10 protein-coding genes are annotated in these 12,858 nt (G+C 67.7%); all 10 read right to left on the reverse strand.

The features are described from left to right. Positions 1 to 651 (reverse strand): ABC transporter ATP-binding protein (locus ACWDBB_RS21395; protein WP_449791119.1); only part of this gene is annotated, 651 nt, incomplete at its 3' end. Positions 652 to 667: 16 nt separating this feature from the next. Beyond that, a complete protein-coding gene (locus tag ACWDBB_RS21400) occupies positions 668 to 1,672 on the reverse strand; it encodes an ABC transporter permease (RefSeq protein WP_449791120.1) in 1,005 nt (334 codons plus the stop codon). Further along, a complete protein-coding gene (locus ACWDBB_RS21405; RefSeq protein WP_449791121.1) occupies positions 1,665 to 2,591 on the reverse strand; it encodes an ABC transporter permease in 927 nt (308 codons plus the stop codon). The genes ACWDBB_RS21400 and ACWDBB_RS21405 overlap by 8 nt, the downstream gene beginning before the upstream one ends. Positions 2,592 to 2,754: 163 nt before the next feature. Further along, positions 2,755 to 4,380 (reverse strand): peptide ABC transporter substrate-binding protein, encoded by a 1,626-nt coding sequence (locus ACWDBB_RS21410; protein ID WP_449791122.1) that lies wholly within the window; start codon positions 4,378 to 4,380, stop codon positions 2,755 to 2,757. Between the two features lie 180 nt (positions 4,381 to 4,560). Beyond that, the gene (locus ACWDBB_RS21415; RefSeq protein WP_449791123.1) at positions 4,561 to 5,580 is read right to left on the reverse strand and encodes an ABC transporter ATP-binding protein; all 1,020 of its coding nucleotides are present in this window, start codon (positions 5,578 to 5,580) and stop codon (positions 4,561 to 4,563) included. Then, a complete protein-coding gene (locus ACWDBB_RS21420; RefSeq protein ID WP_449791124.1) occupies positions 5,573 to 6,622 on the reverse strand; it encodes an ABC transporter ATP-binding protein in 1,050 nt (349 codons plus the stop codon). Before ACWDBB_RS21420 ends, ACWDBB_RS21415 begins: the two co-directional genes overlap by 8 nt. Positions 6,623 to 6,641: 19 nt before the next feature. Further along, positions 6,642 to 7,586, reverse strand: a complete 945-nt coding sequence (locus ACWDBB_RS21425) for an ABC transporter permease (RefSeq protein WP_449791125.1) — start codon at positions 7,584 to 7,586, stop codon at positions 6,642 to 6,644. Beyond that, a complete protein-coding gene (locus ACWDBB_RS21430) occupies positions 7,579 to 8,505 on the reverse strand; it encodes an ABC transporter permease (RefSeq protein WP_449791126.1) in 927 nt (308 codons plus the stop codon). Before ACWDBB_RS21430 ends, ACWDBB_RS21425 begins: the two co-directional genes overlap by 8 nt. Before the next feature lie 140 nt (positions 8,506 to 8,645). Then, positions 8,646 to 10,280 (reverse strand): peptide ABC transporter substrate-binding protein, encoded by a 1,635-nt coding sequence (locus tag ACWDBB_RS21435; protein ID WP_449791127.1) that lies wholly within the window; start codon positions 10,278 to 10,280, stop codon positions 8,646 to 8,648. A gap of 431 nt (positions 10,281 to 10,711) precedes the next feature. After that, on the reverse strand, positions 10,712 to 12,616 hold the full coding sequence (gene typA / locus ACWDBB_RS21440) for a translational GTPase TypA (RefSeq protein WP_449791128.1): 1,905 nt from the start codon (positions 12,614 to 12,616) through the stop codon (positions 10,712 to 10,714). Positions 12,617 to 12,858 lie beyond the last annotated feature (242 nt).

Here is a 12,858-nt window from a genome sequence, read left to right on the forward strand (position 1 = left end):
CAGCTCCGCCAGCAGGTCCATCACCTGCGCCTGCACCGTCACGTCCAGGGCCGTGGTGGGCTCGTCCGCGATGATCAGGTCCGGCTCCAGGGCCAGCGCCATCGCGATCATGATCCGCTGCCGCATGCCGCCGGAGAACTGGTGCGGGTAGTCGTTCACCCGCTGCCGGGCGGCGGGGATGCGCACCCGCTCCATCAGCTCGACGGCCTTCTCCTTGGCCTCCTTGCGGGAGACGTTCCGGTGCGAGCGGAACATCTCGCCGAGCTGGTAGCCCACGCTGAGCACCGGGTTCAGCGCGGACAGCGCGTCCTGGAAGATCATCGCGATCTTCTGGCCGCGGATCCGCCGCCGTTCCTCCTTGCCCAGTTTGAGCATGTCCCGGCCCCGGTAGAGGATCTCGCCGCGCGGGATCCGGGCGGGCGGCATGTCCAGGATGCCCATGATCGCCTGCGCCGTCACCGACTTGCCCGAACCGGACTCCCCCAGCACCGCCAGCGTCTCCCCCGCCGCGACGGAGTAGCTCACCCCGTTCACCGCCCGGGCGACGCCGTCCCGGGTGACGAACTCGACGTGCAGGTCGCGGACGTCGAGCAGCGGCCCCTGGTACGGCGCCTCCTGCTCGCGCCCGGCGGTGTCCACCGCTGTACTCACGATGCGTTCCCCTCGCTCAGCGAAGCTTCGGATCGAGGGCGTCGCGCACCGCGTCGCCCAGCATGATGAAGGCCAGCACGGTGACCGAGAGCGCCGTGGCCGGGAAGAACAGCACGTACGGCGCGGTCCGGATCACCTTCTGGGCGGAGGCGATGTCGATGCCCCAGGAGATGGTCGGGTCCTGCAGACCGATGCCGAGGAAGCTCAGCGTCGCCTCGGTGGCGATGTAGCCGCCGAGGGCGATGGTCGCCACCACGATCACCGGGGCGATCGCGTTCGGCAGGATGTGCCGGAACATCAGCCGGCCCGTCCCGGCCCCGAGCGCCCGGCCGGCCACCACGTAGTCGGACTGCTTGACGGTCAGCACCGCTCCGCGCATGACGCGGGCGATCTGGGTCCAGCCGAGCACGCCCAGCGCGACGACCACGGTCCACACCGTGCGGGTGGCGAAGGCGTTCAGCAGCACCAGCGCGCCGAGCAGCAGCGGGATGCCGAAGAAGATGTCGGTGATCCGGGAGAGCAGCGCGTCGATCCAACCGCCGAAGTAGCCGGCCGCCATCCCGGTCAGCCCGCCGAGCAGGGTGACGGCGGCGGTCACGAAGATGCCGACGGTGATCGAGGCCCGGGCGCCGTACACCACCCGGGCGTAGATGGAGCGGCCCTGCGCGTCGTAGCCGAACCAGCCGGCCCCGAAGACGTCGCTCCAGTCCGGCCGCCTGAGGTAGTTGTTCACCAGGTCGGCCGCGCGCGGGTCCGCGTCGGTGAACGCCCCGGGGAAGATCGCCATGATCACCAGCAGCAGGATCAGCAGCGCCGAGAGCAGGAAGATCGGCCGCCGGCGCAGGTCCCGCCAGGCGTCGCCCCACAGGCTGCGGGCCGCCTCGCGCTTCTCCACGTCGGGTTCGACTAAAGTCTCCTGCTCGACGGCCATGCCCTGCTCGCCCGCGTAGTCGAGGCGCACGACCCCCGGCTTGGGGTGCGGTTCGTACGACTCCTCGTCGTGGATGTCGGGCTCAGGCATAGCGGATCCTCGGGTCCAGGACCGCGTAGAGCAGGTCGACGAGCAGGCTGGCGACCAGGTAGACGATCACCAGGACGGTCACGATGCCGACCACGGTGGGGCCCTCCTTCTGGTTGATCGCCCGGTACAGGACGTTGCCGATGCCCTGCACGTTGAAGATGCCCTCGGTGACGATGGCCCCGCCCATCAGCGCGCCGAGGTCGGTGCCGAGGAAGGTGACCACCGGGATCAGCGAGTTGCGCAGCAGGTGGCGGGAGGTGATGGTGCGTCGGGGCAGGCCCTTGGCGACCGCGGTGCGCATGTAGTCGGCCCGCAGGTTCTCGCCGATCGACGTCCGGGTGAGCCGGGCGACGTACGCGAGCGAGAGCGAGCCCAGCACGATCGCCGGCAGGATCAGCTGGGTCAGGTCGTAGCTGTCCTGCACCGTCGGCGTGACCCAGCCCAGGTTGGTGGCGAACACCGTCTGGGCGATGTAGGCCAGCACGAAGACCGGGATCGAGATGACCACCAGGGTCAGGATCAGCACCAGGGTGTCCGGGATGCTGCCGCGCCGCAGTCCGGAGACCAGGCCCAGGGCGAGGCCCAGGACCATCTCGAAGACGAACGCCATCAGGGCGAGCCGGATGGTGACGGGGAAGGCGTCCGCCATGATGTCGGTGACCGGACGGCCGGTGAAGCTGGTGCCGAAGTCCCCCTGGAAGAGGTTCCCCATGTAGTGCAGGTACTGCTTCCAGATCGGCTGGTCCAGGTAGTACGTGTGCTTGATGCTGGCGACCACGGCCGGGTCGGCGGCCTTCTCGCCGAACAGCGCCGCGACCGGGTCGCCCGGCAGCGTGTAGACCATCAGGAAGATCAGCAGCGTGGTGCCGAAGAACACCGGGATCATCTGCAGCACCCGCCGCAGCACGTAACTGCCCATCCGAGCCTCCTTCCTAGGTGTCCGAGCGGGTTCCGGGCGGGTTCCGACCGGGTGTCCGGCCGGCTGTCGGGTCGGGGTGCCCGGCCGACCGGGCCGGTCGGCCGAGAGACCGCGCCCCGCCCTCCGGTGCGGGGAGGGCGGGGCCGGTGCGAGGAGTCGGGGCTCAGCCCTTGACCTCGACCTGGGTCCAGGCCGGGTTGCCGAAGGAGTCGAACTTCACGTTCTGCACCTTGGTCGAGTAGCCCGAGTTGGTGCGGTAGTACCAGAGCGGGATGGCCGGCATCCCGCTCGGCAGCACCGCTTCGGCCCGCTGGTAGCCCGTCACCGTGTCCGCGACGCTGGCGGCCTCGTCGGCCTGGGTGGCCGCCTCGTCGAACTGCGGGCTGCTGTAGCCGAAGTCGTTGGACGCGGCGCCGGTGCGGTACACGTCGGCCAGGAAGTTGGCGTTCAGCGGGTAGTCCTGCACCCAGCCGGTGCGGAAGGCGCCGTTGACGGTGTGCCCGGTGATCGCGGCCCGCGCGGTCTTGAAGTCGGGCTTCGGGTCGCCCAGGCAGTCGACCCCGGTGCTCTGCCGGATCGAGTTGCAGACCGCGTCCACCCACTCCTTGTGGCCGCCGTCCGCGTTGTAGGTGATCATCAGCTTGTTGCCGGGGACGCCGCCGCCCTCCTGGATCAGCTGCTTGGCTCTGGCCGCGTCGAAGGTGCAGAAGTCGCCGCAGGTACCGGACTTGTAGCCCTCGACGCCCTCGGCCACCCAGGCGGTGGCGGGCTTGCGGGAGCCCTGGAGCACCGTCTTGGTGATGGTGGCGCGGTCGATCGCCATCGACAGGCCCTGGCGCACCTTGGCCTTCTCCGGCGCGGCCCAGTCGGCCTGGTAGAGCGTGAAGCCGATGTTCTGGATGGCGCCCTGCGGCTCGTCCACCGCGCGGTCGCCGAAGTCGCTCCTGTACGTGGCCAGCGCGGACGGCGGCACCTGGTCCATCACGTCCAGGTTGTTGGACTGGAGGTCGGCGTAGGCGGCCTCGGACGTGGTGTACATCTTGAAGACGATGCCGCCGTTCTTCGGCTTGTCCACGCCCTGGTAGTCGGGGAAGGCCTTGGTGGTCACGTTGCTGTTGTGCGACCAGCTGACGAACTGGTACGGGCCGTTGCCCACCGGCTTCTGCCCGTACCCGGCCGGGTCGGAGTAGAAGCCATCGGGCAGTGGCGAGAAGGCGATGTAGCCGAGCTTGTACTCGAAGTACGAGACCTTGTGGCTGAGCTTGACGGTGAAGTGGAGGTCGTCGGTGACGGTCAGCCCGGACATCTTGTCCGAGGCGGGCCGGCCGGAGGCCGGGTGGACGTCCTCGTAGCCCTCGATGTCGGAGAACCAGGAACTGTTGATCTGGTTGTTGGCCGGGTTGGCCCCCCAGTTCCAGGCGTCGACGAAGTTCCGGGCGTGCACCGGGGTGCCGTCGTGGAACTTCCAGCCGTCCTTCAGCGTGATCTCGAAGGTCTGCGAGTCACTGGTGTCGATCTTCTCGGCGACCTGCATCCGGATCCGGGCGTTGCTCGGGTCGTAGTCGACCAGCCCCTTGAAGAGGTTCTGGATGATGCGACCGCCGCCGACCTCGTTCGCGTTGGCGGGCTGCAACGGGTTCTGCGGCTCGTTGCTCTGGTAGCTGAAGGACTTGCTGGCGTCCGTCGAGCCGCTGCCTCCTCCGCTGCCGTTGTTGCTGCACCCGGTGGCCATCAGGGCCACGGACGTCGCGACGGCGAGGACCCAGCGAGCACGGGCGGCTACGGGCATGGAGGTTCCTCCTCAAGGGTGTTGTCGCATCACACCCCATGAGAAGTGCGCCCCGGCGACGGCGCGCGTCAGGAACACCCGGACGGGTGCGCTGACCCCCCGCCGAGTTGACGCGGCGCCGGAACGCCGGAAGGGCCCGCGGCGCGAACGCCACGGGCCCTTCCTGGGACCACCGGGGGATCAGGCCGCTGCGGCCTGCTCCCGGACCTCGGGGAAGTGGCAGGCCGACTCGTGCGCGGCCGGGCCCTTCAGCAGCGAGGGGACCGCGAGCAGCGGGACCTCCTCGGAGCACTTCTCCTCCGCCTTCCAGCAGCGGGTGCGGAAGCGGCAGCCGGACGGCGGGTTGGCCGGCGAGGGGATGTCACCGCTGAGGATGATCCGCTCGCGGGACTCGCGCGCCGTCGGGTCCGGCACCGGCACGGCGGAGAGCAGCGCCTGGGTGTACGGGTGGGTGGCGTTCTCGTAGATCTCCTCGTCCGAGCCGATCTCGACCATCTTGCCCAGGTACATCACGCCGACGCGGTCGGAGATGTGCCGGACGATGGAGAGGTCGTGCGCGATGAACATGTAGGAGAGGCCGAACTCGCCCTGCAGCTGCTCCAGCAGGTTGATCACCTGCGCCTGGACGGACACGTCCAGAGCGGAGACCGGCTCGTCGCAGATGATGATCTCGGGCTTGAGCGCGAGGCCGCGGGCGATGCCGATGCGCTGGCGCTGACCGCCGGAGAACTGGTGCGGGTACCGGTTGATGTACTCCGGGTTCAGACCCACGACGTCCAGCAGGTCCTGGACGGCCTTGCGGCGGTCGCCCTTGGGCGCCACCTCGGGGTGGATCTCGAACGGCTCGCCGATGATATCGCCGACCGTCATGCGCGGGTTGAGCGAGGTGTACGGGTCCTGGAACACCATCTGGATGTTGCGGCGGACGGACTTGAGCGCCGCGCCGGACAGCCGGGAGATGTCCTCGCCCTTGAACAGCACCTGGCCGGAGGTGGCCCGCTCCAGGTTCATCAGCACCTTGGCCAGCGTGGACTTGCCACAGCCGGACTCGCCGACGATGCCGAGGGTCTCGCCCTTCTTCAGCTCGAAGGAGATGCCGTCGACCGCCTTGACCGCACCGACCTGCTTCTTGAAGAGGATGCCCTGGGTCAGCGGGTAGTGCTTGTGCAGGTCCTTGACCTCCAGGATGTTCTCAGCCATGGAGGGTCTCCTTCCAGAGGTGGCACGCGCTGCGGCGGCCGGCGAGCTCCTTGCCGTCCTTGTCCGTCACGTGGTGCAGCGCCGGGATCTCGGTGCGGCACAGGTCGGTGGCGACGTCGCAGCGGGGGTTGAACGCGCAGCCGGTCGGAACCTTCAGCAGGTTCGGGGGCAGGCCCTTGATCGCGTACAGCTCCTGGCCCTTCTGGTCCAGGCGCGGGATGGAGCGGAGCAGGCCCTTGGTGTACGGGTGCGCGGGGTTCGCGTACAGCTCGTGCACCGGGGCGGTCTCCACGATCCGGCCCGCGTACATCACGGCGATCTTGTCCGCGACGTCGGCGACCACGCCGAGGTCGTGGGTGATCAGGATCAGGCCCATGTTGTACTCGGCCTGCAGCTCCGCGAGGAGGTCCATCACCTGGGCCTGGACGGTCACGTCCAGGGCGGTGGTGGGCTCGTCCGCGATGATCAGGTCCGGCTCCAGGGCCAGCGCCATGGCGATCATGATGCGCTGGCGCATGCCGCCGGAGAACTGGTGCGGGTAGTCGTTCACCCGCTGCCGGGCGGCGGGGATGCGCACCCGGTCCATCAGCTCGATGGCCTTCTCCTTCGCCTCCTTCTTGGAGGCGCCCTGGTGCACGCGGAACATCTCGCCGAGCTGGTAGCCGACGCTGAGCACCGGGTTCAGCGCGGACAGCGCGTCCTGGAAGATCATCGCGATCTTCCGGCCGCGGACCTGCCGCCGCTCCTCGTTGCTCATCTTGAGCATGTCCTTGCCCCGGTACAGGATCTCGCCCTGCGTCACCTTGCCCGGGGGCATGTCCAGGATGCCCATGATGGTCTGCGCCGTCACGGACTTGCCGGAGCCGGACTCGCCGAGGACGGCGAGCGTCTCGCCGGCCGCGACGGAGTAGTTGACGCCGTTCACGGCCTTGGCGATCCCGTCCCGGGTGTGGAACTCCACGTGGAGGTCCTTCACCTCCAGGAGAGGGGTGCCAACTTCGAGACGATCGTTCTTCTGGTTGTTCTCGATCACGGTGGTCATCGGGTCGTCACCTCTTCTCTCAGCGGAGCTTCGGGTCGAGGGCGTCGCGCACCGCGTCGCCGAGCATGATGAACGCCAGCACGGTGAGGCTCAGCATTCCGGCCGGGAAGAACAGGGCGAACGGCGCCGTACGGATCACCTTCTGGGCCGAGGAGATGTCGATGCCCCAGGAGATGGTCGGGTCCTGCAGACCGATGCCGAGGAAGCTCAGCGTCGCCTCGGCCGCGATGTAGCCGCCGAGGGCGATGGTCGCGACGACGATCACCGGGGCGATCGCGTTCGGCAGGATGTGCTTGAACATGATCCGGTTGGTGCCGGCGCCGAGCGCCCTGGCCGCCGTCACGAAGTCGGCCTGCTTGACCGTGATCACCGAGCCGCGCATGACACGGGTCATCTGGGTCCAGCCCAGGGCGGCCAGCGCGAAGACCACGCTCCACACGGTGCGCGTGGTGAAGGCGTTCAGGACCACCAGCGAGCCGAGCAGCAGCGGGATGCCGAAGAAGATGTCGGTGACGCGGGAGATGATCGTGTCGACCCAGCCGCCGAAGTAGCCGGCGAGCATACCGGCGATGCCGCCGATGATGGTCACGCCGAGGGTGACGCAGATGCCGACCACGACCGAGGCGCGGGCGCCGTAGATGACGCGGGCGTAGATGCTGCGGCCCTGGAGGTCGTAGCCGAACCAGTCGGGCTGGAAGAAGTGACTGTAGTTCGGCTTCGACAGGTAGTGGTTGCGCAGGTCGCCGGCCCGCGGGTCCACCGAGGTGAACAGGCCCGGCGCGATCGCGATGACGATCAGCAGCAGGATGAGCAGCGCGGAGATCACGAAGATCGGCTTGCGGCGCAGGTCGTGCCAGGCGTCGGAGCCGAGGCTGCGGGCCTTCTCCGGCTTGGCGACCGCGGCGGCGGCAGCGGTCTGGGCCGGGGTCTCCCCGGCCGTCTTCTTCTCGGTCAGGTCAGGCATAACGGATCCTCGGGTCCAGGACCGCGTAAAGCAGGTCGACGATCAGGCCGGCAACCAGGTACACGATCACCAGGAAGGCGACGAAGCCGGAGACCGTCGAGCCCTCCTTCAGGTTGATCGCGTGGAAGAGCGCGTTGCCGACGCCCTTGACGTTGAAGATGCCTTCGGTGACGATCGCGCCGCCCATCAGGGCGCCCAGGTCGGTGCCGAGGAAGGTGACCACCGGGATCAGCGAGTTGCGCAGCAGGTGGGTGCCGATCACCTTGCGCCGCGGCAGGCCCTTGGCCACCGCGGTGCGGACGTAGTCGGCCTTGATGTTCTCGGCTATGGAGGTGCGGGTGAGACGCGCCACGAAGGCCAGCGACACCGAGCCGAGCACGACGGCCGGCAGCACCAGCTGGGTGATGTCGTTGGAGTCCTGGACGGTCGGGGTGACCCACTTCAGGTTGTCCGAGAAGATCGTCTGGAAGATGAAGCCGAGCACCGGGATCGGGATCGAGATCAGCAGCAGGGTGAAGATCAGGGCGCCCTTGTCGAACGCCTTGCCCCGGCGCAGACCGGCGAACAGGCCGATGCTGATGCCCAGCACGATCTCGATGGCGAACGCGAACAGCGCCAACCGGACCGTGACCGGCAGCGCCTCGGTGATCACGTCGAGCACCGGTCGCTGGGCCAGGGTCTTCCCGAAGTCACCGGTCAGCAGGTTCCCCATGTAGTCGAGGTACTGCTGGGGCAGCGACTTGTCGAGACCCATCGAGTGCTTCAGGGCCTCGACCTGCGCCGGATCCGGCGCCTTGTCGCCCCACATCGCGGCCACCGGGTCACCCGGCAGCGCGTGCACCATCAAAAAGATGAGCAAGGTCGTTCCGAAGAAGACCGGGATCATCTGGAGCAGTCGCCTCGCGACAAAGCGCCCCATCGTGCCTCCATGTATGACTCTGCCGGGCCCGTCAACCCGGCAAGAGATAAGTCGGCGTGCCAACGGCCGGTGCCAGTCCTCGCCCTTGTGGGGATGGACGGGCACCGGCCGTTGTCACCGGGTCAGGCGGTGCCGACCGATTACTTCTTCTTGACCTCGACGTCGGTGAAGACCGGGTCGCCGAAGGAGTCGAACTTCACGTTCTGGACGTTCTTGGAGTAGCCGGAGCTGGTCTTGTAGTACCAGAGCGGGATGGACGGCATGTCCTTGGCCAGCTGGGCCTCGGCCTGCTGGTACAGCTCGGCGGTCTTCTCGACCGAGGTGGCGGCGTCCGCCTCCTTGGCCAGGCGGTCGAACTCCGTGCTGGAGTACTGGTTGTCGTTCGACGAGGCGCCGGTGCCGTAGACGTCACGCAGGAAGTTGGCGTTCAGCGGGTAGTCCTGCACCCAGCCGGTACGCATCATGCTCTGGACCTGCTTGTTGGTGACGACGTCACGCACGGTCTTGAAGTCCGGCTTCGGGTCACCGGTGCAGTCCACGCCGGTCGACTGGCGGATGGAGTTGCAGACCGCGTCCACCCACTCCTTGTGGCTGCCGTCGGCGTTGTACAGGATGGTGACCTTGCCACCGGGGACGCCGCCGCCCTCGGCGATGAGCTGCTTGGCCTTCTCCGGGTTGAACTTGCAGAACTCACCGCAGGTGCCGGCCTTGTAGCCCATGACGCCCGGGGCGACCCACGAGTCGGCGGGGATGCGGTTGCCGTTCAGCACGGTCTTGGTGATGGTGTCGCGGTCGATCGCCATGGAGATGCCCTGACGGACCTTCTCCTTGCCCGGGGTGTTCCATTCGCCCTGGTACAGCGCGAAGCCGACGTTCTGGATGGCGCCCTGGGCCTGGTCGACGGCGCGCTTGCCCAGGTCGTCCTTGTACTTCGGGAGGTCGGTCGAGTCGACCTGGTCCAGGACGTCCAGGGTGTCGGACATCAGGTCCTTGTACGCGGCCTCACCGGCGCTGTAGTTCCGGAAGACGATGCCGCCGTTCTTCGGCTTGTCCGAGCCGGCGTACTTGTCGTAGGCCTGGACGGTGACGGCCTTGTTGTGCTCCCACGAGACGAACTTGTAGGGGCCGTTGCCGACCGGCTTCTGGCCGAAGCCGGCCGGGTCGGCGAAGAAGCCCTCGGGCAGCGGGGAGAAGGCCGTGTAGCCGAGCTTGTACGTGAAGTACGAGACGGGGCTGGTCAGTTCGATGGTGAAGTGGGTGTCGTCGACGATCTTCAGGCCGGACATCTCGGTCGCGGTCGGGTCACCCTTCTCCGGGTGGACGGCGTCGTAGCCGACGATGTCGGAGAACCAGGACGAGTTGATCTGGTTGTTCTTCGTGTTGGCCGACCAGTTCCAGGCCTTGACGAAGGACGCGGCGGTGACCGGGGTGCCGTCGTGGAAGGTCCAGCCGGACTTCAGCGTGACGGTGTAGTTCTTGGCGTCGGTGGTCTCGATCTTGTCGGCCACCTGGTTGCGCAGCGCACCGGTCGCGGGGTCGTAGTCGACCAGGCCCTTGAAGAGCACCTTGACGATACGGCCGCCGATGTTCTCATTGGCGTTGGCCGGCTGGAGCGGACGCTGCGGCTCACCGCTCTGGTAGCTGAAGCTGGCGGCGGCGTTGACCGCACCGCCCTCGGAGCTACCCCCGGAGGAGTCGCTGCTGCTGCACGCAGTCGCAGCGAGGGCGACAGCAACAGCTGCGACAACCCACTTGGCCTGGCTCGCACCGCGCATCGGTGTGCCTCCTGAATTCGACGTTGCAACGAGGAAGGCATCGCGGAACGGTGGTCACCGGGCCCGCTGTGCCGTCCGCGCTCGTGGTTTCGGCGCGCACCCCTGCGCGTTCACCCTTGACCCGAGCCTGACTGCACCCACTATCCGTCACGCACGGACACGAAAGTGACCAGTGACGATCTCAATTAGGTCACATGAACAGTCGGTAAGTTTCGAAAACCGGACATTTGAGACATAGCCAGACAGGCACCAAACGGACAGTCGTCACGGATGACGAACTGTCACGTCCGCTCAGCGGACACTCAGGTGTGATGAGCGCTATTCCGTGAATAGCGGCCCCGACAACTTGGAGTAGTTGAAAAAGTTCGCCCCCCTCTCCATGGGAAAGGGGGGCGAATCATTCCGGCCAATGGCCGTTCAGTGCGTCCGGATCACGCCTTCTTGGCGCGCGAGGCGGTGCGACCGCGGTCCTTCTGGTCCAGGACGACCTTACGGATGCGAACCGTCTCCGGGGTCACCTCGATGCACTCGTCCTCGCGGCAGAACTCCAGCGACTGCTCCAGCGAGAGCTTGCGCGGCGGGACGATCGACTCGGCCACGTCGGCGGTCGAGGACCGCATGTTGGTGAGCTTCTTCTCCTTGGTGATGTTCACGTCCATGTCGTCGGAGCGCGAGTTCTCGCCGACGATCATGCCCTCGTACACCTCGGTGCCCGGCTCGCAGAAGAGCACGCCGCGCTCCTGGAGGTTGGTCATCGCGAAGGCGGTCACCACGCCGGCCCGGTCGGCGACCAGGGAGCCGTTGTTGCGGGTGGTCAGCTGGCCGAACCACGGCTCGTGGCCCTCGTGGATCGAGTGGGCGATGCCGGTGCCGCGGGTGTTGGTGAGGAACTCGGTCCGGAAGCCGATCAGGCCGCGGGACGGGACGACGAACTCCATCCGGACCCAGCCCGAGCCGTGGTTGGACATGTTGTCCATCCGGCCCTTGCGGACGCCCATGAGCTGGGTGACGGCGCCCATGTGCTCCTCGGGCACGTCCACGGTGAGGCGCTCGACCGGCTCGTGGGTCTTGCCGTTGACCTCCTTGGTGACCACCTGCGGCTTGCCGACGGTCAGCTCGAAGCCCTCGCGGCGCATGGTCTCGATCAGGATGGCCAGCGCCAGCTCACCGCGGCCCTGCACCTCCCAGGCGTCCGGACGCTCGGTGTCCAGCACGCGCAGCGAGACGTTGCCGATCAGCTCGCGGTCCAGGCGGTCCTTCACCTGGCGGGCGGTGACCTTGCGGTCCACCTTGACGCCGGACTTGGCGTCGGCGCCCTTGCCGCTGCCGCCACGGCCGACCAGCGGGGAGGTGTTGGTGCCGATGGTCATCGAGATGGCCGGCTCGTCCACCGTGATCAGCGGCAGCGCGATCGGGTTCTCCGGGTCGGCCAGGGTCTCGCCGATCATGATGTCGGAGATGCCGGCGACGGCGCAGATGTCACCGGGGCCGGCCACCTCGGCCGGCTTGCGGGTGAGCGCCTCGGTCATCAGCAGCTCGGAGATGCGGACGTTCTGGATCGAGCCGTCGCGCTTGATCCAGGCCACGGTCTGGCCCTTGCGCAGCTCGCCCTGCTCGACGCGGAGCAGCGCGATGCGGCCGAGGAAGTTGTCGGCGTCCAGGTTGGTGACGTGGGCCTGGAGCGGGGCGTCCTCGTCGTAGCTGGGGGCCGGGACGTGCTCCAGCAGGGTGGAGAAGAACGGCTCCAGGTTGGTGCTGTCCGCGGGAACGGTGCCGTTCTCCGGCTTGGTCAGCGAGGCGACGCCGTCACGCGCGCAGGCGTAGACGATCGGGAACTCGATCTGCTCCTCGTCCGCGTCCAGGTCCAGGAACAGGTCGTAGGTCTCGTTGATGACCTCGTCGATCCGGGAGTCCGGACGGTCGGTCTTGTTGATGCAGAGGATGACGGGCAGCCGCTGGGAGAGCGCCTTGCGCAGCACGAAGCGGGTCTGCGGCAGCGGGCCCTCGGAGGCGTCGACCAGCAGGACGACCGCGTCCACCATCGACAGACCGCGCTCGACCTCGCCACCGAAGTCGGCGTGGCCCGGGGTGTCGATGATGTTGATGGTGATCGGCGCGCCACCGTCCTTGGGGTGGTACTTGACCGCGGTGTTCTTCGCGAGAATGGTGATGCCCTTCTCGCGCTCCAGGTCGTTGGAGTCCATCATCCGGTCATCGAGCTGCTGGTGGGCGGCGAAGGCGCCGGCCTGCTTGAGCATGGCGTCGACCAGCGTGGTCTTGCCGTGGTCGACGTGGGCGACGATGGCGACGTTACGGATGTCGTTGCGCGTGGGCATGCCTTGCGGATTCTCCCGGAATCGTGGGTTGCGGCGCCCGGCTGCGTGACGCGCACTTGCGATCCCTGTCGATCGCCGCCGCCCGTTCCGCCTGCTACTACCGGTCCACCCGCCGGGCACATGGCCATGCCGCGGCTTCCTCCTATCGTACGGGGAAGGGCGGAGGTGGGCGGAAACGAGCCGGTCCGGCGGGATCAAGATCACAGGTGGGTCACACGCCCTTCACCGACCGGCCGTGCTCC

It is taken from the genome of Kitasatospora sp. NPDC001095 (assembly GCF_053598615.1).

Coding starts and splice junctions, on each gene's coding strand:
- ACWDBB_RS21400 (WP_449791120.1), bottom strand. CDS start 1,672: ATGCCTGAGCCCGACATCCACGACGAGGAGTCGTACGAACCGCACCCC.
- ACWDBB_RS21405 (WP_449791121.1), bottom strand. CDS start 2,591: ATGGGCAGTTACGTGCTGCGGCGGGTGCTGCAGATGATCCCGGTGTTC.
- ACWDBB_RS21410 (WP_449791122.1), bottom strand. CDS start 4,380: ATGCCCGTAGCCGCCCGTGCTCGCTGGGTCCTCGCCGTCGCGACGTCC.
- ACWDBB_RS21415 (WP_449791123.1), bottom strand. CDS start 5,580: ATGGCTGAGAACATCCTGGAGGTCAAGGACCTGCACAAGCACTACCCG.
- ACWDBB_RS21420 (WP_449791124.1), bottom strand. CDS start 6,622: ATGACCACCGTGATCGAGAACAACCAGAAGAACGATCGTCTCGAAGTT.
- ACWDBB_RS21425 (WP_449791125.1), bottom strand. CDS start 7,586: ATGCCTGACCTGACCGAGAAGAAGACGGCCGGGGAGACCCCGGCCCAG.
- ACWDBB_RS21430 (WP_449791126.1), bottom strand. CDS start 8,505: ATGGGGCGCTTTGTCGCGAGGCGACTGCTCCAGATGATCCCGGTCTTC.
- ACWDBB_RS21435 (WP_449791127.1), bottom strand. CDS start 10,280: ATGCGCGGTGCGAGCCAGGCCAAGTGGGTTGTCGCAGCTGTTGCTGTC.
- typA (WP_449791128.1), bottom strand. CDS start 12,616: ATGCCCACGCGCAACGACATCCGTAACGTCGCCATCGTCGCCCACGTC.